General features: G+C 47.9%; 20 protein-coding genes. 7 read left to right on the top strand and 13 right to left on the bottom strand.

What is annotated here, in order from left to right:
* Positions 1 to 295: 295 nt before the first annotated feature.
* The 5 genes from tnpC to H5336_RS03665 are packed head-to-tail and all read right to left on the bottom strand — an operon-like array spanning position 296 to position 3795.
* Entirely contained in the window at positions 296 to 1792 is a 1497-nt protein-coding gene (gene tnpC / locus H5336_RS03685) for an IS66 family transposase (RefSeq protein ID WP_185231013.1), read from the bottom strand.
* Positions 1793 to 1812: 20 nt separating this feature from the next.
* The gene (gene tnpB, locus H5336_RS03680; RefSeq protein WP_185231015.1) at positions 1813 to 2169 is read right to left on the bottom strand and encodes an IS66 family insertion sequence element accessory protein TnpB; all 357 of its coding nucleotides are present in this window, start codon (positions 2167 to 2169) and stop codon (positions 1813 to 1815) included.
* Positions 2166 to 2453, bottom strand: a complete 288-nt coding sequence (tnpA, locus tag H5336_RS03675; RefSeq protein WP_185231017.1) for an IS66 family insertion sequence element accessory protein TnpA — start codon at positions 2451 to 2453, stop codon at positions 2166 to 2168. The genes tnpB and tnpA overlap by 4 nt, the downstream gene beginning before the upstream one ends.
* 38 nt (positions 2454 to 2491) lie before the next feature.
* Positions 2492 to 3388, bottom strand: a complete 897-nt coding sequence (locus H5336_RS03670) for a pectate lyase (protein ID WP_185231525.1) — start codon at positions 3386 to 3388, stop codon at positions 2492 to 2494.
* Entirely contained in the window at positions 3370 to 3795 is a 426-nt protein-coding gene (locus tag H5336_RS03665) for an RICIN domain-containing protein (protein WP_185231523.1), read from the bottom strand. Before H5336_RS03665 ends, H5336_RS03670 begins: the two co-directional genes overlap by 19 nt.
* A gap of 1073 nt (positions 3796 to 4868) precedes the next feature.
* Here H5336_RS03665 and H5336_RS03660 point away from each other — a divergent pair.
* A complete protein-coding gene (locus tag H5336_RS03660) occupies positions 4869 to 7859 on the top strand; it encodes a cellulose-binding domain-containing protein (protein WP_185231521.1) in 2991 nt (996 codons plus the stop codon).
* A gap of 249 nt (positions 7860 to 8108) precedes the next feature.
* Here the strand turns inward: H5336_RS03660 and H5336_RS03655 are convergent, their stop codons facing one another.
* From H5336_RS03655 to H5336_RS03625, 6 genes are all read right to left on the bottom strand, one after another.
* Complete coding sequence (locus tag H5336_RS03655) at positions 8109 to 8984, bottom strand: transporter substrate-binding domain-containing protein (RefSeq protein WP_185231519.1); 876 nt, start codon at positions 8982 to 8984, stop codon at positions 8109 to 8111.
* A 302-nt stretch (positions 8985 to 9286) separates the two neighbouring features.
* Complete coding sequence (locus H5336_RS22840; RefSeq protein WP_246439016.1) at positions 9287 to 11734, bottom strand: endo-1,4-beta-xylanase; 2448 nt, start codon at positions 11732 to 11734, stop codon at positions 9287 to 9289.
* Positions 11735 to 12306: 572 nt separating this feature from the next.
* Entirely contained in the window at positions 12307 to 14637 is a 2331-nt protein-coding gene (hypF, locus tag H5336_RS03640) for a carbamoyltransferase HypF (RefSeq protein ID WP_185231517.1), read from the bottom strand.
* Between the two features lie 108 nt (positions 14638 to 14745).
* Entirely contained in the window at positions 14746 to 15732 is a 987-nt protein-coding gene (locus tag H5336_RS03635) for a transporter substrate-binding domain-containing protein (RefSeq protein WP_185231515.1), read from the bottom strand.
* Positions 15733 to 15963: 231 nt separating this feature from the next.
* Positions 15964 to 16377: a bacteriohemerythrin gene (locus H5336_RS03630; protein WP_185231513.1), complete on the bottom strand. Its 414-nt coding sequence runs from the start codon at positions 16375 to 16377 to the stop codon at positions 15964 to 15966.
* 690 nt (positions 16378 to 17067) lie between these two features.
* A complete protein-coding gene (locus tag H5336_RS03625) occupies positions 17068 to 19563 on the bottom strand; it encodes a DUF294 nucleotidyltransferase-like domain-containing protein (RefSeq protein WP_185231511.1) in 2496 nt (831 codons plus the stop codon).
* Between the two features lie 456 nt (positions 19564 to 20019).
* On the opposite strand from H5336_RS03625, the gene H5336_RS03620 reads away from it, so the two are divergent.
* The 5 genes from H5336_RS03620 to H5336_RS03600 are packed head-to-tail and all read left to right on the top strand — an operon-like array spanning position 20020 to position 23507.
* Positions 20020 to 20619: a DedA family protein gene (locus H5336_RS03620; RefSeq protein ID WP_185231509.1), complete on the top strand. Its 600-nt coding sequence runs from the start codon at positions 20020 to 20022 to the stop codon at positions 20617 to 20619.
* The gene (locus H5336_RS03615) at positions 20619 to 21770 is read left to right on the top strand and encodes a D-alanine--D-alanine ligase (RefSeq protein WP_246439015.1); all 1152 of its coding nucleotides are present in this window, start codon (positions 20619 to 20621) and stop codon (positions 21768 to 21770) included. The genes H5336_RS03620 and H5336_RS03615 overlap by 1 nt, the downstream gene beginning before the upstream one ends.
* A 5-nt stretch (positions 21771 to 21775) precedes the next feature.
* Complete coding sequence (locus H5336_RS03610) at positions 21776 to 22231, top strand: hypothetical protein (RefSeq protein ID WP_185231507.1); 456 nt, start codon at positions 21776 to 21778, stop codon at positions 22229 to 22231.
* The gene (locus H5336_RS03605) at positions 22232 to 22771 is read left to right on the top strand and encodes a DinB family protein (protein WP_185231505.1); all 540 of its coding nucleotides are present in this window, start codon (positions 22232 to 22234) and stop codon (positions 22769 to 22771) included.
* 16 nt (positions 22772 to 22787) lie between these two features.
* Positions 22788 to 23507 carry an NRDE family protein gene (locus H5336_RS03600; protein ID WP_185231503.1) on the top strand — a complete coding sequence of 240 codons (720 nt, stop codon included), beginning with the start codon at positions 22788 to 22790 and terminating at the stop codon, positions 23505 to 23507.
* Here the strand turns inward: H5336_RS03600 and H5336_RS03595 are convergent.
* On the bottom strand, positions 23491 to 24342 hold the full coding sequence (locus H5336_RS03595) for a 6-pyruvoyl trahydropterin synthase family protein (protein ID WP_185231501.1): 852 nt from the start codon (positions 24340 to 24342) through the stop codon (positions 23491 to 23493). The two genes, H5336_RS03600 and H5336_RS03595, sit on opposite strands and share 17 nt — an antisense overlap.
* An 83-nt stretch (positions 24343 to 24425) precedes the next feature.
* On the opposite strand from H5336_RS03595, the gene H5336_RS03590 reads away from it, so the two are divergent.
* On the top strand, positions 24426 to 24737 hold the full coding sequence (locus tag H5336_RS03590; RefSeq protein ID WP_185231499.1) for a YqfO family protein: 312 nt from the start codon (positions 24426 to 24428) through the stop codon (positions 24735 to 24737).
* 19 nt (positions 24738 to 24756) lie between these two features.
* Here the strand turns inward: H5336_RS03590 and H5336_RS03585 are convergent, their stop codons facing one another.
* Positions 24757 to 25098: a DUF3135 domain-containing protein gene (locus tag H5336_RS03585; protein WP_185231497.1), complete on the bottom strand. Its 342-nt coding sequence runs from the start codon at positions 25096 to 25098 to the stop codon at positions 24757 to 24759.
* Between the last annotated feature and the right edge of the window lie 248 nt (positions 25099 to 25346).

Here is a 25346-nt window from a genome sequence, read left to right as displayed (position 1 = left end):
GCAGGCTGTTGAAAACAGTTTTCCTGGCCGTTGTTGCATGTAAAAAGTTCGGATTAACCACTAGATGAAGCTTGGTATTCCACTATTTTGCTTTGCATTACTTGTTTCGAAAACGTTTTTCAACAACCCACTAAGGCTGTACCCACGCCTAGGCGTCACTCTTTAAAATACATGAATTAGTAATTAGTAATTAGTAATACCCGATGAGGTACAGCTGGACCAGGATCCAATACAAATATCGCCAGCATTACTCAGGCGGCTATTGGTAATACGTAAGCGCCAAACCAACCACACCCTAACCAAGCTGGACATTCCAAGGCAACAATCCCTCAATCTGCTCAACATTTTGCGCATTGGGTAGTTCTTCAAAAATATGTTGCAAATAGTCGTACGTATTCAGGTCGTTAGCCTTGGCTGTTTCTATCAGACTGTAAAGATTTGCGCTAGCTTTAGCGCCCGCCTGACTCTTACTGAACATCCAGTTTTTGCGACCAATAGCAAAGGGGCGTATTGCACGTTCGGCAGCATTATTATCGATGGGATAGCACCCATCTTCCAGGTAGGCGATTAATCGATCCCACTGGTTGTTCAGGTACACCAATGCTATACCGAGTTTTGTTTTCGGTGCCACCGACTGTAAGCTTTTATCCAACCATTCTTTGATTTTGTCGAGGATGGGTTTTGCCTGCTCTTGGCGAACTTGGTAGCGTTTATCCGGTGGTTCGTCCTTTATTTTCTTTTCAATCGCGTACAGCTTGTGGATATAGGCTAAGGCTTGATCAGCTTTGCCTGTTTTACCCTTTTTCTGTAAATTTTGAGCCTCTTTGAACTTTCTTCTGGCATGAGCCCAGCAACCTAAGCGGGTAATACCGTACTCATCACAGGCTTTTTGGTACCACTCGTAGCCGTCGACCATAATGGCGGTATTTTCGGCGCTAAGTAGCTCGATGGGTACCCGTTGCCCTCGGTTATCCGCATAGTGGAATACGCAAACCGACTGTGGACCTGTGCTGGTCATTACCCACATGTAGCTTTTGCTTTGTGCGGTCTTTCCCGGCTCTTCCAATACCTGTAGTGTGGTTTCATCCATGTGGATGTACGGTGGCTTGTGGAGGTAATCAATTAACAGGTTGATAAGGGGCTGTGTCAGCTCACCACACTTCACCATCCAGTTCGCCATATTAGTTCTGTCCAGCTCTATGCCGATTCGTTTGAATATCTCGCTTTGACGGTATAAAGGTAAAGCATCCGCATATTTTTGCACCGCGATGTAAGCGAGTAGACTGGGGCTGGCGATACTTTTTTCGATAGGCTGTTTGGGCTTGCCTGCCGTTACAATGTGATTGTCACAGCAGGGACAGGCATATTTTAGTCGCTTGTGGCGAACCACTTTGATTTTAGCGGGGATGATTTCCAGTTGTTCATGGTCTTCGCTGCCAATGATATTAAGAGTGCTGCCATCGTGAGGGCAGACTTTTTCCGTTTCGGTGATGTCGTGAATGATGTCTTCACGGGGAAGGTTGTCGGGTATAGTAACGCGAGGCTTACGCTTGCGAGTATAACTTTTTACAGTGGTGCTATCGCTTTCGGCGGCCTCAACTTCAACTACACATGCTTCGGCTTCGTTAAATAAGCCTAGCTGATCAGCCGATATTTTTTCACTAGAAGATCCAAAGCGTTTGCTCAGCAGGTGTTTAAGCTGTTCGTTTAATACGGCGATTTGCGTATCGCGCGCGGCAATCTTTTCGCGCAATAAATCATTTTCTTTCTGTAAAGCCGCCGCATATTTCATAGCGGCTATTATACAAAATATTAGGCCACCTCGGTGAATTTTAACTGCTTATGTGGTCTAAATTTAGCAAAGTCAAAACCCCGCAATAACCAATCCCATTGCTCGTAGGTAATTGATGCGGTTGCAAGCGGGTCTTTACTCGGCCACTTAAATTTGTCCTTCTCTAGGCGTTTCTGCCACAGGGCAAAACCCGTACTGTCCCAATAGAGCACTTTGAGCTGACTGCGGTTTCTATTGCAAAACACGAACAACGCCTGGCTGTATACATCCAACTCCATCTCCTCACTCACGATAACCGCTAGGCCATTGATCGCTTTGCGAAAGTCTACTGGGTCGCGGTGCAGGTATATGGGAATCGCATTGGACCACTGGATCATGCGAGGGACTTAATCAATGATACAAAGGAAGGAATAGACATGGCTGGTGGGCAATGAACTTTACAGTTGCCCACTTCGAGGACAAGCCCCTGCCGCGAGTAAAGTTCAGGCTGTACAACCACATGCGCGAACGCACTGTCTTCCTGCGCTTTGAGCTTGGAAAGCTTTAAGTTGAAATATTTTGGATTGAGGTCGTGTTGCTTGCAAAATTCGACTTGCGATAGGCCTGACCGCTCGAATTCTGCGAAAAGTTGGGGCCAGTTGTAGGTGCGGCGCTTGGACATGATAGCCTCCTTAGTAATGGAGACTATAGGTTATTATGTTAATGTCGCGCCTTGTAGGGTGTGGTTGGATTGGCGCTTACGGTAATACGTGCCGTACTGTTAGAGCTGTCGCTGCGGAAGATACCTTCGCCCATATTGGAAATGTCACAGTTGGACACTTCAATATGCAGCGGGAAGGTGGTGCCGCCATTCTGACGAATGAACTTACCGGCATTGTCTACACGGCAGTTGTCGACTGTCCAGGTGGCGTCGTCGTTGGCTTGCAGGAACTTATCGGCAGAGTCGTAACCTTCGATGTTGTTGGCGTAAACGCTGGCACCGTTGGTTGGGTCTTTGATGGTCATGGCATCTTCACCCACGTCGGACCAAAGCACGTTATCGACGTCGCCGCCGTTGCGGCTGTGGATACCGTCTGCACCGTTACTGCCGATGTACACATTGCGCACTAGGCCTGGGCTTACACGGAAAATGGGGTCTTGAGATTCAGACTGGCTGCCGTCACCGAGGTCACCACCACCGGTGTAGGTGTTACAACCACCGTCGAAAGTGCCGCCGTCTTCAACGCGAATAGTGGCGGTAACGCTAGTGCTACTGCCGCCGGTACAAGAAGACCCGTAACCGGTTGAAGAGCCGCCAAGGTCGGTCCACTGACCTACGTCAGCACCGGCATTAGCGTTCCATTCCCAAACATCAAGGGCTAGGCCGCTGTACTTGGAAACAATTTTGTAGTAACCGCTACCTACGCTTGCCACTAACCATTGTTGGTTATCGCCGCCCGAGTAATCCCACTGACGAATTTCACAGCCGGGGTCTACACACCAGTCGTAAACGTCCATGGATTTACCGCTATGTGCGGCAACGATGGAGTAGTAGCCATTACCTAGGTCAGTAATATCCCACTGCTGGTTCAGACCATCTAGGTCGTCCCAGAGCATGACGTGGCGCCATTTTCTTGGCTGGAGTTGTCAACGTCGATGGCTTTGCCGCTGTATACCGAAATGATCTGGTATCGGCCGCTGCCGCCGCTGAAATCGCTACCGCTAAAGGCGCTGCCAGTGTCGCCGCCAGAATCACTGCCAGCGTAAGAGCAATAACGAGGTGTGCCGACACTGGTCGACGGGAAGAGTGAAGCACTACAGTTAGCTGGGCCAGTCAAGGTGGCATATACAAATTCGCCAGACTTTCCATAGACAACTGAGCGTGTACCGCTAAAGCTAAAGGTTTCGTTATCTTTGGCGCACTTGGTGTAACCACTTGGGTAATCCGTGGCGGCTTGCAGATTTGCTGAAAAACCCAGCACGGCTACGAGCGCACCAATACCCACAAATGATTTACGGTACATAAAGGTACCCCCTTTGTTGAGATAATGTTGATTATTATTAATTTTCTAAGGCATTTGAAAAATTTTCTTTTTGCTACAGAGTTGAGAAAGATGAACAGCTTATTCTTGTTTTCTGTACATCAGCAAAAGACAGATTTAATTTAGTAGTATTAAATTATTAAAATACTTATAAGGTTGTAAGACCAAAATACAATATCGAGAGACCAATATGTAAAGCAGTATGGGTGTATGGGTAATACAGGCGTCAGATTATTGGAATTACCGTATGGTCAGGCCGCATTTTCAGCATGATGCTTTTATTGGTGTATTTTTGTTTTCCTGATTGAGGGGCTGATTTGGTTAAAAAGTGTGATTGTTTGCTTGTTTGCTTGTTTGTTTGTTTGTTTGCTTGCTTGGTTGGTTTGTTAGTTGGAATGTATTGATTGTTGGCGTATCACCGTTGTTTTAGCGGCATGCAGGTTGCGGACTAAAGCAGCGACGCAATCATGTTTAAAAGTCGTGGGAATGCGGTTCAATTCTCAATTGACGTGCTGATACTTTCGGAATTTGCAGCAATTCTTTCTTTATCCCACAGGCTAGGTGTAAAATTGGATTTCACATAGCAACAAAGTTTTAAATACAAAAATAATAACGATGTTTGCAGGGCAGCCTTCTTAGGCCCTGCTATCAGCGCCTTGTTTGTCTGCTGTTTTATTTAGGCTGCTGATGGAGTTCCTGCCGGTACTTCAATAATTAAATAATTGCCTCTGAATAAGTCGATGACGTCTCTGTGCTTTAGGATTACTTTTTTGTAAAAGTGCTGTTTGTAATAGGTTTTTGTGATGTGGTATCTCCCGTTAGTTGTGAGTGCCACTAACGTAAAATGTACCATAGGCTGATTGCCCCAGGTTTTACGTTGGGCAGCGCACAGGCTGAGATACGATTGCTTTATTTTCGCATGCTTTTAACACTATTTTCGGCTGGGTAGAACTCTAAAAACGTACACAATAATTTCACAAAAGTCTCTGGCAGAGTGTTTGCGGTTTTAAGCACGCGGTTTTGTCGTGAGTCGCTCACTTCGTTTGGAGGTTGGTATGCCTTTTTTTACTTTTTTACAGTGTTTAATGCCTAAGCGTATTGCTTGCATGGCTTTGGCCGCGCTGTTGACCATGAATGTATTTGCTGCGCCAGAAATTCCCTACAACTGGGACAATGTCGCGATTGGTGGTGGTGGTTTTGTCTCGGGTTTAATTCCCAATTCGGCGGAACCTAATTTAATGTATGCACGTACCGATGTTGGCGGTGCCTATCGGTGGGATGCGGCGGCGGGGCGATGGATTCCGTTACTCGACTGGGTTTCTGCCGATGAGCTAGGTTTTCTCGGTACCGAGTCTTTAGCAACAGATGATGCAAGCCCGAATAATGTATATATTCTTGCGGGTATTAGCTATTTCAATAATGGTCGTACCGCAATTTTAAAATCGACAGACTACGGCGAAAACTTTTCTGTCATTGATGTAAGTGATCAGTTTCGCGCGCATGGTAACGGCATGGGGCGGCAAACGGGCGAAAAACTGCAGGTTGACCCCAATAGTAATAATGTTTTGTATACCGGTACCCGCTGGGACGGTATGTGGAAAAGTACCGACGCAGGTGAAAGCTGGAGTGACTTGAGTGGCTTTCCTGTTAGCACCACCTCTAATGAAAACGGTGTAAGTTTTGTTGTGCTGGATTCACAGGGCGTTGCGTCTGGGCCTACCCAAACATTGTATGTCGGCGTTTCTCAATACAATAACAATCTTTATGTCTCCCATGATGCTGGCGCTTCGTTTACCGAAGTTACCGGCGGCCCGACTGATTTAATGCCGGCGCGTGCAGAATTGTCGTCAGATGGTTTTCTGTACGTTACCTATGGCGATGGTGGTGGCCCACACGGTCATTGGGCGTTGACAGAGCCAATGGAAATTGGCGCGGTTTATAAGTACAACACTCAATCGGGTGAGTGGATCAACATTACACCCAGTGGGTTTACCCGACCCTTCGGTGATGTGAGTATCGACCCTAATAATGCTCAACGTATTGTGCTCTCCACCATGAATACATGGCTTGAGCAAACAGTGGGCGCCTATGGAGATCGCTTTCTCATTACTGAAGATGGCGGCCTAACCTGGACCGATGTTATTGAGCGTGGTTTTCAATTGGATGATGACGGCAATGGCTGGATTAATGGTAACGCCATACATTGGACGGGCTCAATTGAATTTAACCCGTTCAATACCAGTGAGGTGTGGGTAACATCGGGTAACGGGATTTTTAGAACCGAAAATATTGATGCCGATGTTAACGTTTGGCAGTTTACTGTTCGCGGATTTGAAGAAACGGTGCCCATGGATATTGTGAGTATCGAAGGTGGGCCACTGGTGTCGGTTATTCTCGATTACGACGGTTTTGTGCACTACGACATCCGCGAATATGCTGCGATACATGAGCCTCGTATGGGGAGCACAACGGGCCTTTCGGTAGCCTCACAAAACCCTGACGTAATGGTGCGCGTTGGAGAGTCTATGTACTATTCCACCGACATGGGGCAAACATGGACGCAAACAGCGACCATAAACGGTGCTAAGGGTTACGTAGGGCTAAGTGCTGATGGCTCAGCTATTTTACATACCCCGGAAGATACCAGTACGACCTACCGCAGCACCGATTTTGGTGCGAGCTGGACGCAAGTCGCCAGTTTGAGCGTACAAAATGCGCGTCCCTACGCCGACCCGGTTAATCCGGATGTGATGTATGTTTATAACTCCAGCGGTGGTGTTTTGTGGAAGAGTATCAACAAGGGTGCAACGTTCTCCAACGCCGGGCAACTTTTTAACAATGGTTCGCCAAGGCTGGGTATCGCGCCAGATCGCGAAGGTCATTTGTGGGTGGCACAGTGGTGGGGAGGCATGCAGCGCTCTAGCGATGGCGGCGCAACCTGGACACAAGTGAACAATTTGTCCTACGTTGAAGCGGTTGGCTTAGGCAAAGGGGCTGACGGAGCAAGCTACCCAGCCATTTATATTTGGGCCGACGTGGACGGTGTACGCGGGCTGTTTCGTTCAGACGACGAAGCCGCAACTTGGGTGCGCGTAAATGATGATGCGCATGAGTTCGGTGGGCCGGCTAATGGGGCGTTTGTTGTTGGTGATATGAATGTCTACGGGCGCGTGTACATGAGTACCGCCGGTCGCGGTATTGTGTTCGGTGAGCCCTCCGGTGCCAGTAGCTCTAGCTCCTCGAGCAGTTCCAGTTCGTCTACCAGTAGTTCCAGCTCGTCTAGCAGTAGCTCCAGTTCTTCGAGTAGCTCGAGCATCAGTAGCAGTTCCAGCTCTTCGTCATCGAGTAGTTCGTCCAGCTCCAGCTCCTCTAGCTCCAGTAGTTCTTCGAGTTCTGCTGGTGGCAGCTGTGACGGGGTGAATGTGTACCCAAATTGGACATCTAAAGACTGGGAGGGTGGAGTCTACAATCACGCCAGTGCGGGTGATCAAATGGTTTATGGGGGTGTACTCTATCAGGCGAACTGGTATACCAATACTGTTCCTGGCAGTGACTATTCCTGGTCGAGTATGTTCGCTTGTGGTGCGGCATCCAGTTCTTCGAGCAGCAGTAGTTCAAGCTCCTCATCCAGCAGTTCGTCGTCGAGTAGCTCTAGTTCTTCTTCCAGTAGTTCGTCTTCAAGCAGTTCCAGTAGTAGTTCGAGTTCGTCTTCTAGCAGTAGCTCCAGCTCTTCGTCTAGCGGAGCACAGGGGGTTACTTGCGAAGTGACCAACTTGAATCATTGGGGGGCGGGTTATCAGGTTGATGTCGCCGTAACCAACTCGGGTACTGAGCCTGTTAACGGTTGGACTATAGCGCTAGATTTTGGCGAAGACCCGCAGTTGAGCGGTGGCTGGAATGTAGATCTGAGTGCTTCGGGCAATATTGTTACCGCCAGTAATATTAGCTGGAATGGCAACCTATCGGCCGGTCAAAGCATCAGCTTTGGGTTCCAGGGTGGTTCCGATGGCAGCATGAACACGCCGGTGTGCACCAGCGTGCAGTAATTAAAACAGCTTTAATAAAGTAGCCCTAGCCCCTCCCCACGAGGGGCTTTTTTTTGCACAGGGAAGTGCTTATGCCGCGAAGGCCAAGGGCAGCTCTATTGCATTATTCATGCAATCGCTGCATCCCGTCGACGACCGGTGTTGGCAAGGCTGTGTGCGTACCAAAGAGTTAAGGGGAGCGATGCTGATCAGTGAGGGAGTAGAACCAAAGCCCAAGAGTTGGAGGCGAATTTTATTCTAGTGAAGCTATTAAAAATTTAAAAGGTAGGGTTTGTCGTGTTCGTACATACCGGCTTCAAGGTTGGTGTTTTCGATGACAAATTTTCGGCGGCTGGAAATGTCGAATCGTTTCATTTGGTGGCCGTAGTAAATATTGAATAGCCGGTCGAGTTCACCTGAAGCGTGCAGCGCTTTGAGGCCGAACTCCAATCGAGTTGCTAGTTGAGGTTGGTCTGGAGAAACGTAGTAATAGTTTGGCAGGAAGGTGTAGAGCACTATGTGTTCGTCGAAGGTGAGTGATGGAAATTCTTTGGAGAAGAGTCTCAGTTCTATCGGTATTTCGTTTAAGCCGCGTCCAAGCGTTGCGAACCTACCCTTTGCAAGCATATCGAACAGCGTTTTGTACCCCTGCGAAGTCACTACGTTAAAGCCGTGGTCTCGCAAAATACTGGTTGTGGACCAGCTGGCATTTGAGCCGGTTGGAATCATTTTAAGTTCTTCCAGGTTTTTGATGCTGGCGAGGATATTTTTATTCTGCTCCATTACAAAAAATAGCCGGTACCCGGAAACACCGCGCTGGATAGGAAAGGGGACTCGCAGTAGTTTATTGCGCCATTCTTTTTTGGGCGGTGATACGAGTATGGTTAAAGACTTACCTTTTTCTACCTGCGTAAACTGTCTGTCGCGCTGCATGACCTGCAGCGAGCGTTCAAGTTTGAATCCACCAAATTTTGCTTCCGAAGTCACCAGCGCGGCGTGAAGCAGCGCGTAGTTGTAATCCTGAAGTTTGTCGAATTTGTCTAGAGGTGCCTGTGCTATCGCATGATCTAGCGCTCTCACCTGCGTGGAGAAAGCTAAGGCCAGCGCAATCAGGAGGTGTATAGCACTTATGTGACCGTGGTGCATGGACAGTTTCTTCTCATAGGTTTCTACACAAGTATTGACCGTAGCGAATAGGTTCGCAAACCTTGGTCGATAATGCTAGTTCCCCTGTGCTACTGACTAGTCGGTACTCAGCGCTGAATAGAGTGTTTTTAACACTATATGCAGTAAAGAGAGTTACCGGTTTGACCTGTTGTACACGGGTGTACAGCCAATTAGGCCGTGTCAATTTACTTCAGTGCCGAAAACAAAAACGGCCATCCCCGTTGGGGTGGCCGTTGAAATTGCGGCTAAGCCTCTTTAATAGTTAAGAGGCTAGCAGGCTTTTAACGCCCCAGATAGTCCATTAACCAAGTCATGGCTGGGCGTTGGGTACCGTCGTCATAAATAAGTCCGGTATTGTCGCGCCAGGTAGCGCCAACAACGTAACCCCAGAAGGTAATTCCCGCCACTGCGCTGTGGTCAAAGAATACTGGGAATTGTTCCTGCATGATGCCCAGTTGTTCTTGGTCATCGGCAATATTAATGTCGTACTCAGAAACATAGATGGGGAGGCCTAGAGAGGCAATGCGATTGAGTGCGCTTTGCAGGTCGCCTGCTGTCATTGTTTCGAGGCCGTGGGCTTGCACACCAATAGCATCAACAACACCGGCATCAACTACTGGCTGCGCCATGGCTAGGAACTCGTCGGTATTCCAAATTAGCACGTTGTAGTCGTTAAGGATCAGTGTCGCACTGGGGCAATACTGTCGCGCCAATTCAAACGAGCGAATTATCCAATCACTACCGAATGCGTTTTCGGCAAAAGTCGCCGGCGCGTGGCCTGGAACTGCTTCGTTAACGACATCGATCATGGCGGTTGCGGGGTAGCGAGCACAATAGTCCTTTATCCACTCCTCGATTTCTTCTGCCTGCTCGGTTGCGCTTAAGCCGCCGATCCAATTTGGTGCTTGGCTACCCCAAACGAAAGTGTGTGCTTTAAACGGTATATTGTTGGCAACGGCGTAGGCGTATGCGCGATCCATTCCATCCCAATTGTACACATCACGCGTGCCTTCGATCGAGCCCCATTTACCTTCGTTCTCGGGTGTGAGTTGGTCCCAGAAATCCATGAAGTCGGACCCAACGTTGCCATTGGTGGTGATGTTGCCAACAAAGAAGCCGAAGTCGGGAATGACGACATCGGTTACCTGACCGCCAATGGAAAAATCGTCGGCATAGTAGCTAACGGTTTCGCTTTCTGACTCAATTACAAAGTACTGGAAGGGCGTAGTTTCAATATGCGTGTAGTAACCCTGCAGCAATGTCCATTCCCCTGCAGTAGCGGTGATGGTGCTTACACGAACGTACTCATCGTAGGTTGTGCCATCGTCATCATCAATTTTCTTGCCGGTAAGATTAATAACGCTATCGGGCTCTCCAGCGGCCAGCTTCACCCATACGGCAACGTCGTATTCGTTACCATCGGTTAATGGGTTAACGTTAACAGTGATACCGTACCAGTTTGCGGTGCGGTCGACGATAAGGGCACTGGCCGATCCTGTGCGACTGTCGGCGAAGCTTTGAGTGACTACACTACCTCTGGCACCCCAGCTGGTTATGCCGTCTTCAACGCCGCCGTTAACGGCAAAATCGTTTTCAGGCACTTCGTATCCGCCATCGGACGAAGAGCTAGAACTGGACGGGGAGCTAGAACTGGACGAAGAGCTAGAGCTGGACGAGGAGCTAGAGCTGGACGAGGAGCTAGAGGTGCCGTCACAGGAGCCTTGGTTTGTCCAAGAAAAGTCACTACCGGGCACTGTATTGGTGTACCAGTTAGCTTGATAGAGCACGCCGTCGTAGACCATCTGGTCGCCGGCATTGGCATGGTTATTTGTGCCGCCTTCCCAGTCTTTCGCGGTCCAGTTGGGGTAGACATTTACACCGTCACAAGTGCCTCCGGTAGAGGTGCTAGAACTTGAAGAACTGCTAGAACTTGAAGAGCTGCTAGAACTTGAAGAACTGCTAGAACTTGAAGAACTGCTAGAACTTGAAGAACTGCTAGAACTTGAAGAACTGCTAGAACTTGAAGAGCTGCTAGAACTTGAAGAGCTGCTAGAGCTTGAAGAACTGCTAGAACTTGAAGAGCTGCTAGAACTTGAAGAACTGCTAGAACTTGAAGAGCTGCTAGAGCTTGAAGAACTGCTAGAACTTGAAGAGCTGATAGAACTTGAAGAGCTGCTAGAACTTGAAGAGCTGCTAGAACTTGAAGAACTGCTAGAACTTGAAGAACTGCTAGAACTTGAAGAACTGCTAGAACTTGAAGAACTGCTAGAACTTGAAGAACTGCTAGAACTTGAAGAACTGCTAGAACTTGAAGAGCTTGAGCCGCCGTCGCAAAGCGCACCGGTTACTTGAGGAATTTCGATGGCGCTTCCGGAGTTTCCCTGAAAGCCGAATGAAGCCGTTTGGCCTGGCTGCAGGTTGCCGTTCCAGCCCATGTCACTGGCAGAATAGGGGTTGTTGCCCGATAAATTAGCATTCCACAGATTGGTGATTCGGTCGTCACCGGGGTATTCCCAAGAGACTGTCCAGCCATTTACGGCCGTTGACGTGTCGTTGGTAACGCTGATGCTCGCGGTAAAGCCGGAGCCCCAATCGTTGCTGATGGTGTAATCGCATGCAGCCAGTGCTGAGTGTGATATTGAGGCCAGCGCTAGGCTCGCACAGGCGTACCCAAGGCGTCGTATCAGTGCTGAGCACCTCGAGCCTGAGGGTTTGGTTGAGTTACCCATATTGTTCTCCTGTTATTGTTATTTAATCACTTGCAGTCATTATTGAAAGTGTTGTCGCAGGTTGCCTGCCTTCGTCAAAAGACGTAAGGCATACGAGTATGTCCGTAAAAAATCTATTACTTAGATGATGGCCTGCGGTTATGAAGCGGATAAAATGAGCCGCGTAGTACTACGTAGTACTAAATGAGTGTTTTTTTGGGTGTTACTATCGTAGCTACATAGGTTTTTTTATTATTTATATGTGCTACCCGGCGTAGAAAAGTGTTGATCCGAAAGCGGTTTAAACCGCGTGAAAAGTCGAATAATTACCGGAATAAAGTACTGCTAATGTATTTTTATTTTTCAGACTTAGTTTCTGCTATGCAGGTATACAACGCTCTGCGTCGGGCAAACTATACAATAAGTTTATGATAACTAATAGTCACTGGAACCATTATAGAATTTTTGTGCCTTCCGAGGTAAGAACTTGTATTGTTTAGGCGTTTGTTTTACTGGATTTTCTCGTGTTGTCACATTGGAGTACGAACACCATTGCATCCTGGTAAATTAGAGGTTCTTCTTGGCGATAATATTTATCGACTACGCTGTGCGGCGGCTATCACCGCTTGGCCCAGAGATAAGCCTCCATCGTTGGCCGGAAATTTCTCCGGGATCAATACACAAATATTTTTGTTCGTTAGGCTGGTATTTATCTGTTCTAGCAGTAATGGGTTTTGCATTACACCCCCGCTGAGTACAACCTTATTAAATACGTGTGTACTTAAGAGTTTTTCTACAACCGCCACGACGGCGTTGACAACGCTGTGATGAAAGCGCGCAGCAATTTTCGTGTTGGGTATTGCATTAGCCAAGTCTTCTAAGAGTTCGAGCCAAAGTGGCGTCCAGTCGATCACCAAGCGGGTTTCATGTTGTTGAATACTGAAGGCATACGCGTGTGAACGCTGCGCACCAAATTCACTGGTCGCGGTCGCTTGCAGTGCCATGGCTGCCTGCCCTTCAAAATTATTCTTTTGTCTACAGATGTTTAAGGCGGCGGCCACAGCGTCAAACAGTCGTCCGGCAGAAGAGCTTAGGGGGCTGTTGATATTTGCCTTTATCATCGACTCCATTAACGCAAGCGGTTGTTTTTGCAGGAAGCGCACAATGTCGACTTGCGAGTATTTTTTTTGAATTGCCTGCCATCTGCCGGTGGCGACTAACTGGGCGAAGGTATTGCGCCAGGGTTCGATATTCGATTGACTACCCCCGGGCATGGCAACGGGGTTGAACGATGCTAGTCGCTGGCACGATGTGTAGTTAGTCAATAAAAACTCACCCCCCCAGAGAGTGCCGTCGTCACCAAAGCCTAATCCATCCAGAGCAATACCTAGAGCCGGAGGTGCTTCCCGCGGTATACCGTGCTCAGCCATACAGCTGGCGATGTGGGCATGATGGTGCTGAACCTTCACAGTCCTTTTGAGGTTGTTTTTTGCTAGTGATTGACCGAGCTTACTGGAGTGGTAACCGGGGTGTTTGTCGAAAGCTATCAGCTCGGGTTCAAAATCATAAAGTTGCCGATACAGGAGTAAGTTGTGTTGATACTCTTGGTGGGTTTTTAAGTTTTCAAGGTCACCAATGTGCTGGGAGACAATGGCTTTGCCGTTTTTTAGTATACAAAAGGTATTTTTTAGGTCTGCGCCCATGGCCAAAATACCCGTGGAGTCGCCAAACCCTTCTGGAAGCTGGAGTTGTTTCGGCGTATATCCGCGAGCGCGACGCAGAACTCGGGGTTTGTCTGCACTGATGATTACGACGGAATCATCTAGACGGCTGACGATAGGGCGGTCGTGTAGTAGGAAGTAGTCTGCAATTTGATTTAACTGCTGAAGAGCGTCTTCATTATTGATTACTTGGGGTTCTTCGCTGCGATTCCCGGAGGTTAGCACAATGGGTGAAGTCATATTCTTCATTAGTAATACGTGCAGGGGGGAAGACGGCAGCATAAAACCCAGGGTGTTTTGTTCGAAGGCGATGTTTTGTGCAACCGCGAGCCCTGATTTTTGCACGACAACTATTGGGCTGGCGGTTGAAAGAAGGAGCGCCTTTTCTGCTGCGTTAACGGTAGCAAATTGGCGCACCATGTCTATGTCCTGAGCCATCAATGCTAAGGCCTTGTGGCGGCGGAATTTACGGGTCCTAAGTTCGCGCACAGCATCTTCGTTACTGGCGTCACAGGCCAGCTGAATACCGCCAATACCCTTTACGGCGACTATCAAACCTCGGCGAATGAGTGCCGCTGCCATTTCGATTTCATCGGTATATTGTGCGCAATCAACAAAACGTCCCTGGCGGTCTTCCAGCCACATTTTGGGCCCGCAATTTGGGCAGGCATTGGGTTGTGCGTGAAAGCGGCGGTCGTCGGGATTGTCGTATTCCTGTTGGCACTGTCTACACAGGGTGAAGGTTTTCATGCTGGTGTTACCGCGGTCGTAGGGTATTGCTTCAACAATTGACAGGCGAGGACCGCAGTGTGTGCAATTGGTAAAGGGGTAGCGGTAACGGCGGTTAGCTCGGTTGTGTATGTCGTCTATGCAGTGCTGACAACTGGCGGCATCGGCTGTGATACCTGTGTCTATTTGGCCATAGGTGCTGAACCGAATAGTAAAATCTGAGGGGGCTGCGGACGCCGTTTTAATTGGGGTGCGCGTTAGGGCGTCTAGGTAAGCTAATGGTGGGAGCGTGTGTTGTAGTTCCTGCAGAAACTGATCTATAGCACGGGTGGATGCCCATGCGAATATTTCTACGCCGAGATTGCTGTTTAGTACCCAGCCACGTAGCTTGTAGGTTTGCGCTAGGCGCCAAACGGTTGGCCGGAAGCCAACCCCTTGAACAATACCGCGTATACATATGTGTTCGGCAGGCATGGGGGCTCCACCGCTTTCGGGGTTTAGGTTAACATCAGTGGCCGTAACGGCTATGGATCAAAACCTATAAAATTGGATTCAGTCAATACTTTATGACAAGGCTTTGAGCTATAGGGCAGGGCCTTCCTGATGATCGATAACGCACTGTTTGTTTTGTAAGCTTTTTGGCCAGGGGCTAATCCAATATTTGTCGATATGTGTGGGTACCCAAGCTGGGGCAAATGGGTTGCATATTTTAAATTGGCGGCGTGTTTCCAGCTGAATTTTGTTGAGTGCGGCTACGGTTTCGGGGTGAGTGCTAAAAAACTGCTCAAAACTACCATCTTCAAAAGCTTGAATGAGCCCGTATTCAAGGCGCTCGGCGAGCGTCTGGTTATCTTTGTGTACATAGTAAGCCGAAAAGCTTGGATAGCTGATAACAAAGGATTTTTCGACCTCAATAGGGAGGTGCTCGTAAATTTTCAATTCGGGAATGAGTTGTAATGCACCTCGAGGTATATAGTCGAAGCGATTGTGCGCGAGCATATTCGGTAGTGGTTCAGCCGCATGATTTTCAATTACCTTTAGCCCCGCAAACCGCAGTATGTCGACATCCTTCCAGTATTCGCCTTGGCCTGCGACTAATACTTTTAATTGATTAATGTCCTTAATGTTGGAAAAACGCTCTTGGTCACCTTTGCGAATGAATGACAATCGCATACCCATTAAACCCTTATCTATAGGGATTTTTACCGGCATAAAACGTCGGTCTCTGGCCTGGGTAACGGTGAAATTAATCACTTCAACGTGCTTCTTGCTTTCCAGGTACCGCTCTACCCTACGGATGGGTAAGTTCAGTTTTAACAGGCGCGCTTCGCAAGGGCCGTATCTGTCTTCAGATTTAAGTAGAACCAGTTGCAGTAATTTGTAACTGTATTCTTCTGCCGGTGCTTTGCCTTTGAACTTTGGTGGGAACATAAGGGTCGGAACCGATTCTCCCGCTTTGAGTGTGCAGGCAAAAGAGAGGTTTGCAAACGATAGTGCGAATACCAGCCCTACAAGGGAAATAGCAGTATAGTTAAGGTTTTTACACAGTATTTTTATCACAGATGCCATTATGTTTTTTCTTTAAATCCTACGCTGGGGCGGGACGAAGGCCCTTGGATGTTTCGTTGCCTATTGGAAACACATTGGTTCATTAGGGTGTTGATGCTAAATTCCCCACAGTCGTTTGTTGGCACATTTGTCCTCATACTAGCCTATGAATGCAACTTGGGCATGCACAGCAAAGGATAATTGAGTGTAACTTGCGGCAAAACAATGCGTATTAACAGTTTGATTGACGGCTTAGCTAATTTTCTGCGCGGGGTTGCATAAATGTGCATGAGCGGCCAGTGCTTTGTCCATGGTGGCTATGTGGGTGAGGAACCACTCAGGGACAATAGTGGTGGCAAATTGTCTCCCCATTATGATGGCGCCTCGGCGTACCGCCAAATCCATTGTTTTCAGCTCGCTCAAAAAACGAGCGTGTTCGCTAAGGTGCTCGTTAATGCCTGAAAACTTGGTGTTCAGCATTAAGGTTTTCTCTTCGTTGAAGTGCGCTTCGGTTTGTGCGTAAAGGGCTGAAAAGAGGCGGATGAAGTCTACGGTATCGGCTTTATGCAGCTGGTTTACAAGCTCGCAGAATTCACGGTGATCGTGATCGAGCATGCCAACGCCAAGGGCGTATTTGGGGTTTAGCGTGTCGAGAAGTGTAGTCATACCTCACCTTCTAGTACTGACGAACTCATCAGGATTGAAATATCCATTTCAAAGTATATTTTGCATCACATTTTACTTGAGTGCAGTGAAATAATTCCCTACTGAATCGGCCCCCGTTACTTGCGTGATACTTGATCGGTGGTCTTCCTGAGGCACCGCGCTGGTGTGCGGGACCAGCTTGTAAATTGCGCATAAGCCGCACAAATTCATTTTCTGGAGGTGGCTTACTGAAGCGCTACCCTTGGATCTTTGGCGAACCAGGGTGATCAAGTAATAGAGGTGCCCTGTAGGGTGAATATTTTTCTCACTAATCGATATGCTAACGTCCGCCCTTGGAGGCGGGTTTCTTCGACTAGCAAAGCCTTGAGATGGTACTTTTGATCTAGTCTAGCTGAAAATTCTATACGATAAGGGGGTTACCGACAGCTGAGCCTAAAGAAGTAGTAGATGTCAGCGTTTCTATAACTCTTGGGTATAATGTTTATCTATAGTCGCGCTTTTTATCGTGCGATGGCGCCGTCGAACGGATTGTGAGGGGAGCTGTGCTTGATTGTCACTGGATGGATTGAATTTGCTGTTTGGCGAGGCGATGGGTACCCGTTAGAGGAATAGAGTTACAGATACTGCCCAGTGTGAACTTTCGATATAGAGCACAGCCGCTGTGGTGTTATGTTTTTTGGTGGGCAGGGTTTAAAAATCACGGTTAACGATGCCCGGAACAGTATCGATTTCAGCAAATACTTTTTTTAGCGTGGCACTTTCAATATGGGTTAAGTCGGTGGTGTTCACTTTGTTCAAGGGTTCATTTCCGGCCAGTAGCGCCTGAGCCTGTGCCCTAAAACGCATTTGCATCAGATAATTATAGGCGAGGCTTAGCTCGTCGTAAGTCTCTTGGCTGATGATGTCACTTTTGTGGAGTTTTTGTAGGCGCTGTAGAGTGTTGGTTTCACTATGTCCATAGCGCAGGCTGTACAGACGGCAATATTTGACGATGGGTGTCAGCGCCATCTTAATGTCGATGTTGTTTTCTTTTGAGGTTACATCATTGCCGACAAAATGACCAAATGTCCCCAGGGGAGATTTGTAATTACTCACTGATTCAGCCATACCCTGAAGAAAGGTGGTTTTGTTTCTGGCTTCTTTTGTCACGTATTCTCGTAAGCTTTGGGTTATTGATAGGTCACCGTAAATGCCCCTAAAATCAAAAAATATACTGGCCTCTACAATGTGTTCGATTTCGCTAGAATGCATCCATTCGTTAAAATAATTACTCCAGGTTGTGTAGGGTTGATTCCATTTGGGATTACAGGCCATGATACCGCCTTTACAATAGTTGTAACCTATTTCGTCTAGGGATATCGATAGGTAGTCTCCGAGCTTTAGAAAGTATTGAGTGACTTCGGGCAAACGGTTTTCTTCCACATCCTCAAAAATAATGGCATTGTCCTGATCTGTTGAAAGGGTTTGCTCCATTCGGCCTTCGCTTCCCATTACCATAAACACGAAACGACATGGCGGTTGGCCAAGGTTTTCAATGCCAAGCTCTATCACTCGGCGTGCGAAGGCATCAGAAATCGTGGTAATAATGTCGGTTATGTTTGAGGTTTTGTCTCCACTTTCGATGAGTGCAAGCACCATTGACGGTAACCGCTTATGTGCGTTTACCAGCGCTTGAATACTATTGGCCGATACGATTTTTTTCACAAAATAACTAACCGTATTTTGCTGAAGTTCAATGGTGTCGCGATAGGATATTACCCCGGTAATAGTCCGGCTGCTGTCGGTTACCGCTAGGTGCCCAACTTTGGCTTCACTAAATCTCAGTAGTGCTTCATATAAAGGGCTGTTTTCATCAATGGATATAATGGGGGATGTCATAATTTGGCAAATAGGCAGATGCATATTTTTGTCTTCTGCCAACACACGTTTCAGAAGATCGTTCTGCGTCACTATGCCCAGTAATAGATTGTTCTGTCGTACAAGCAGGCAGGGCTCGTTCTTGCGCGCCATTAATTTTGCTGCGCTTACAATGGTGGTGTTCGCGTCACAGGCGAGAGTTTCTCTAACGGCCGGCTTGATCGGTTGCGTCATGAAAAGTAGCGAGTTTTGCAGGTCGCCGGCGAATTTTTCATTTTCGGCGTCCAGTTCGGCTTTGCGGGTAACTTCTGACAAAGAAACTATATAACCTTCTTGGCCGGAGTATTGTACTTTGGAAATGGCCGCAATCACGGGCTTCAATTGCGCATGCTCACTGATGAGTGTTGTTTCAAATGTGGCACTTGTACTTGGTGGGCTAAGTTTGTGCTTTAGCGTCTCCCAAGAAAGCGCGAGTATGTCGGCTAAAGATTTTGTTTCTATTTGACTGGTACTGTAGCCGGAAAGCTGCGAGAAATTTGAATTACTGAAAATAATTTTTTCTTCAAAAAACATGAGGATGGCTTGATTAGATGCCTCGACGAGGGTTTTGTATTTTTTTCGAGATTGCTTCAGTTCAGTGGTTAGCCGTCGTTTCTTTTTTTCGATTAATAAGCTCTGACGAATAACAAACGATAGAATTAGCGTGATAACAATGGTGATGATTAGCGAAATGCGTAATAGGCCTTGCTTAAGCTGGGTGATTTCGGCTTGTACATCGTCCAAGTAAACGCCGGTGCCAATGATCCATCCCCAGGGTTCAAAGGCTTTTACGTAAGAAAGTTTGGGGGCTACCAAGGTTGAGTCATCTTTTCTTTGCCACATGTAGTGGATGAACCCGCTGCTTTGGGCTTGCACCACCATTACCGATTCCACAAAATGCTTCCTACCCTGAGGGTCGGCATATAGGCTTAAATCACTCCCTTCGAGATCGGTTCGGTAGGGGTGCATGAGCATTGTAGGGGTGTTATCTATTATCCAGAAATAGTCTTTCTGTTCGGCGCCGTAGCGCACCTTTGCGATGTGCTCCAGGGCCCGCTGTTGTGCGTTTGCTAGTGATAGCTGTTTGGCTGTGGCTTCATGCTCGTATTCGTCGATTAAACTCCATACGGTATGGGTAAGCTCGGCGATCATTTCTTTTTTATCGTCAAGTTTGGCCTTCTCGAACGCAGGTATAAAAATGGCGTAAATGGAAAGGATAAACAGCGATATCGCGATTACGGATGGCAGAACAATGCTAAGAAAAAATTTATTGAGTTTTTTGTTTGGCATTTAACCTGCTCGGTTTAGGTTTCGTAACGGCTTAAATTTACATGTCGAATCATAGTCTAGCGCTTTGACTGTTGGCAGTGCTTGCGGGTCGTCAAGCAATGGTTCATAGGGGGCTACCAGCTTAACTTCTGCTAACGCTAACCTGCTAGGGTGTTGCACAGGTAACATGCTTGCCGAATCAAATGTTAACAGACAAAGGGGCACTTCCATAAATCGCCCTGAAAACCCCGAAGGCCGAGGCCCGGCAAACCTTAGAGCAGCGTTGGTGCTTGGAAAGGCAGCCAGCTTTCCTCTGCGCAATCCGCCTTACACTAAGCTAAGGCTTGTTTGGTCACGCAGACGCTAAAATCAATGGGTAGAGCTACCGTTTAATTTGATTCGGCGGGTCAAGATAGTGGGAACTGGCCCGTTTAATCTCGGTCTACATTTTGCTCTTTGGCATTTTAAGGCAATATTTTGCAAGAATTAGTTCATCAGACCACGGCTTGGGCCGGCCAGCATTGGGTGTTGATGGCGCTGGCGATTATTGGTTTTTCTTGGATATGGGAAGACGCTGCGGTATTCCTAGCAGCGCTGTTGGCGTTAGATAACCAAATACCCATACTAGCAGCGGCATTCGCTGCTTTTGTCGGCATCACCTCGGGTGATTTGGCATTGTATCTACTGGGGCGTGTGGGTTATCGCTGGCGTTGGCTAAGGCGCTGGGCACTGGCTTCTCCGAAGGCAAGAGTTCTGCGCAAGCGGTTCCGGCGGAGGATAACCGCTAATATATTCCTTATTCGGTTTGTGCCGGGGTTGCGAACGCTAGGATTTACCCTGTGCGGACTGTGGCGAGTGCCGGTGGTCCGGTTTGCCTTGGTTATGGCAGCCAGTGGTGTTATCTGGGTTGGTTTTGTTTTTATTTTGATCAATGTAGCAGGCATGAGCGATTTGCTGCGAGAGACCCGCTGGAAGTGGACGTTAATGGCCGGCGCAGTAGTGCTTTTGCTGGCGAACAACTATTGGGCGTCGCGCATGATAGCGGCGGATGTTGCACGTGAATCCCAGGTTTCTTAATGACAATAAATAAAACGTATTCGGCTGCAGTTAAAGCTCCGTATACTGCAAATGAGCATTTGTCCGCAGACATATTTCAAGCGGGCGTGAACGCAGGTTTACCGACATTTGAATTTGATGAGAAAACCACGTCTTTTTTTGAGTTTTGGCCAGTTTGGCTAATTTACTTTCCTGTTGCGCTGTATTGGCTTGTTCTTTCTTTGCGATATCGAAGTTTTGGCTTGCCTATGGTGGTTAATCCACGGATTCCACTCGGTGGAATGGTGGGTGAATCCAAAAGCGCTATTTTGAACGACGCTGGGCCTACGCTGAAAGCCCACATTCTTCCCTATATCACCTTTAACGCTCAGCCTACCAAGGCGGCAGAACAAGCTCGCGAACTCGTATCTGAAGCGCAGGCTCGTGGGCTGGTTATGCCCATGGTGGTTAAGCCGGATTTGGGGTGTCGGGGTAGCGGTGTACAGTTGGTTCATTCGGTAGACCAACTAACCGTATATTTGAATAAGTCTAAGGACGGACAGGTGTATTTACTTCAGCAGTTGGCGCCTTTTGGCGCTGAAGCGGGTGTTTTTTATGTGCGTAAGCCTGGCGAGGCTCGCGGGCGTATTGTTTCTTTTACCTTAAAGTACCGTCCTACTGTTAGGGGTGACGGCTTTTCGAGTCTGCGTCAATTAATTGAACAGCACCCACGCGCGCGGAAAATGGCAAGGGTGCACTTAGCGAGCAATAGGGTTTTACTTGACACTGTGCCGATAAAGGGGGAAGAGGTTGCTCTCGCGTTCGCCGGCAGCCATTGTCGCGGTAGTATTTTTAGAAATGGCGCAGCGTATATTAGTACCGAGATGGAGTTGGTGTTCGATGCTTTACTCAAAGAGCTGCCCGGTTTTCATTATGGTCGATTAGATGTTAAGTTTCGCGATATACACTCATTCTCGACAGGCAAATATTTTCACATTATTGAAATCAATGGGGCCAGCAGCGAACAAACGCATATATGGGATAGCCGAACCCGTTTTGTTGACGCCATGGCCACTCTATTTGGGCAGTACAAATTATTATTTGAAATGGGCAGCGGCATGCGTTCGTTAGGTTATGCAGTGCCTTCGGTGGTCACGCTAATTCGTGTTTGGTTACGCGAACTGCAAAGGTAAAACGAATGACATTTGTCTCTAAGTACTATCGTTTGTGGCTGTCTATTTGGATAGCTTTTGTGTTTGTTCAGTCGCTATTTTTTAAGTTCACGGGTTCAAGCGAAACACAATATATTTTTGCTGTGCTGGGGGAGTGGTTGGGCATGAGTTGGTTTGCCTACTATGGTGCTTATATTGTAGGCACTATGGAGCTGATTGCCGCAATTGCGTTGTTTACTCGATGGCAGGCATGGGCTGCGTTACTCGCCTTTGAAATTATGAGTGGTGCAATTGTGTTCCACTTGTTTACACCTTTAGGCATTGTGATGCCTGCTTTTTCTGTCTCGGGGGAAATGGTGGGCAATGATGGCGGGGCACTTTTTTTTATGGCTTGTATAACCTGGGCCAGCGCTACCGGCTTAGTTGTTGCCGATGTGCTTTCACCTCATAGTCGTTTACGCTTTAAACATAAGGGGCAGTGAATGACTCAAACACCTGTGGTACAAGGGAATATTGAAGCGGTGAATCAGTGCTTGAGATTTCTCACGCGAATATCGAGTGAGCAATTTACCTGTGTTCATCGGCCCATTATGAGCAACTCAATAGGCTGTCATTTTCGGCATATCCTCGATATGTATCGCGCCTTGATTACGGCGATGGATAACTTACATGAAGGTGGCCCGGCAATTGTTGATTATGATATTCGCCGTAGAAATGCTGCCTGCGAACGTGAATTACAGTTGGCAAAAAATGAATTGGTAGAGGTGTTGGCGTGGCTGCAGGGGCTGGATATTTCAGACCAAAAAAGCTGCTGTACGGTGCGAACGGAGGTAACTCTGGAAGAAACCTATAGTGCCGAATTGGCGTCAGGTATGGTGCGTGAACTTGTTTTTGTTGCCAGTCATACGGTTCATCATTTGGCTATTATTTCAATCGCTGCTCGCCTTCAAGGTGTGCCAGTGGAAGAATGTTTGGGCGTTGCTCCGGCAACGGTTACCTTTTTTAAGGCACAAACCTCTTAGCGGTACGGGCTAGCAAATGTGTACGATTAGTTGGCTGTACGAAGCCGATAAATACCATGTTTTTTTTAATCGTGATGAACAGAAAACACGGGCTAGTGCGCGACCGCCAGAAAGTATCAGCGAAAATGGTGTGGTGGCCTTAATGCCCATTGACCCTGTAGGCGGGGGAAGTTGGATTTCAACTAATTCTGCCGGTTGTACGCTGGCGCTGCTCAACTTTTATCAAGGGCTCCCGCCCAAGGGCAAGCTGGTTTCCCGGGGGCGAATTATTAGAAGGCTCTGCACAAGTAAAAATGGAGAGGAGATAGAAGCTGAATTGGCGTTATTGACACTGCAAAAGTTCGCGCCTTTCACGTTGCTATTGTTTGAGACTGGTGGAGATAAGCGTGTGACGACGTGGCGATGGACGGGCAGAGCGTTAGAGTTGGGGTACAGCGAAAGCCCACTCATTTCTTCGGCTAAATACTATTTTGAAGTACAGGCTGCACGGCTAGAACGTTACCAAAAGCTCATTGCTGGTAAAAAAAATAATACGGCTGAGGATTTCTGCCGGTTACACCGAGACCATGGCGATAAGCCATCGGCGTTTAGTTTTTGTATGCACCGGGAGGACGCCAGTACGGTAAGCTTTTCTCATATTGAAGTAGGCAATACACGTACATTATTCCGCTACCAAACTGGAGCTCCATGTGAGCAGCGCGCTAGCGTGGAGTCTGAGCTTAGGCTTGCGCAATAGCACCCTTACCAATTCCTTCGAATGCTTTAACTTCAAAGTGATCATTCGGGTTCTCTTGCTTGAGCGTATTGGCAATGTGTTGGGCTATAAATTCTACTGTCGAGTCGGTGCCTATGAGATAACAACGGTTACGAGGGATAGACAGTGAAAATTCACCTTGCCCAGAACAGTAGAAAAAGGCGTAGTTATCGGGGTCGAAGGCCGATTCGCTGGTGGTACTGAGGTCTTCACGCGTACCGATATAGATATCTGCCCACTTTGCCGCCCATTGCGCCATGTCGGTGGGGTTAATCTTACCATTGCGTTTAATTTCTATTTTTGACCGGTGGCCGTGAGCAATACGCTGGCAGTTACCGTCGTGCTTTTTCAAACCGTGGCTGTAGTGGTAGCTGGGGCCAGCAATGACTTCCGATGTAAAATCTAATTTTAAGCTTTTTACAGTGCTGGGGAATTGTGAGCGCAACTGGGTGATACACCATTCGGCAACCGTTACTGGCGAGATGGTTTCTGCATCCACCAAGGTAATGGCCTGCAGAGGGGAAGCGCATTTCAAAATATTGCCGTCTTCGAGGTGCCAGTTAATACCGTGAGAGGCGTGGGTCCTTTGCAACTGTAACGCTGGACTTTTTTCTGGCACCAATAGGCAGTGATCCAGCGTTTGGTCCAGCCATTTACGGAGCTTTTTCTTTACTATACCAAAGTCGCAAACCATGCCTTGAGCATCAAGGGTTCCGTCCAGCTCAATGCTGGCGAGCCAAGTTTCGCCTACCAGCCCGCGCTTGGTGTCCAGATAACTAAAATCAACGTTGGTGAGGTTGTCGACAAATAATCGCATAATGGAAGCTGTGTGGTGGAAGGCGGTCGCTATGTTACACAGCCGTCGTTGCAAAAGTAAGAGAGGGAGGGCACTGAATAGCCATGTACCAGTTTGTTTTTTATGTTCCGGAATCCTATGTTGAGTCTGTGAAGCAGGCGGTATTCGATGCAGGAGGCGGAAGATTAGGTCATTACGATAGCTGCTGCTGGCAAACGCTTGGCGTAGGGCAGTTTCGTGCCAATGCTGGAGCCAACCCTTTTATCGGTGAGCAGGGCCAAATTGAAACTGTTCAGGAGTATCGGGTGGAGTTGGTGGTGCAACAGGAAAGCAAGAAGGCTGTGATTACCGCCATGAAGCAGGCTCATCCTTACGAAGAACCTGCCTGGTCAATGTGGGCGTTGGTAAGCGACTAGTCTACTTTGCGGGTGAAAATTAGCCTACGGGTGAAAATGGAATGACGCGAGCAGCTTCGTTAAGCGCTTTGACCTGTGTGGCGTCTGCGGCGCTGTGGTTGCGTTCAGCGTTAAGGTAGTGGTTCAGCTGGTTAAGAGAGTCGTGCATCATCTTGGATATAGCGACACAGGCGCCCATTGGGGTTTTGTGGATTTGACGTTGCGCATCTACTTGAAATTGCAGGCCGCGCAGGCGTCGCTGATAGCTTTCTGGAGCGCTATCGATCAAGGCCTCTATTTCACGTTTGCGGAAAGCCTCAAGCGCTTCGGGTTGATGCTCAGCCAATCGGATTAATTGGTCGAAATTTGGCCGTTTGTTCATCGTTGTCTGCCTCTTACGTAAACACTGGCAACAGCGGATATATCGCTGCGCCTAAATAAGTACTGCCCGGCAGTGTTGTTGGTTTGAAGCCCCCCAGCCGCAAACCGGTCACACCTCCTAATGATTCTGCTCTTTTTGATTGATATACAAACAAAAAAGGCTGTGTAAAATTTATGCTATCAAACATCTATGCGCTATGTGTATAGCTATATTTATATCAATTGGTTATATGTAGGGCTGGCGTGGTG

Origin of the sequence: Teredinibacter franksiae, assembly GCF_014218805.1 — a bacterium.
GTDB classification, from domain to species: Bacteria; Pseudomonadota; Gammaproteobacteria; order Pseudomonadales; family Cellvibrionaceae; genus Teredinibacter; species Teredinibacter franksiae.
Note: the sequence above shows the minus strand (reverse complement) of the source record. Positions and strands in the feature narration are given on the sequence as shown.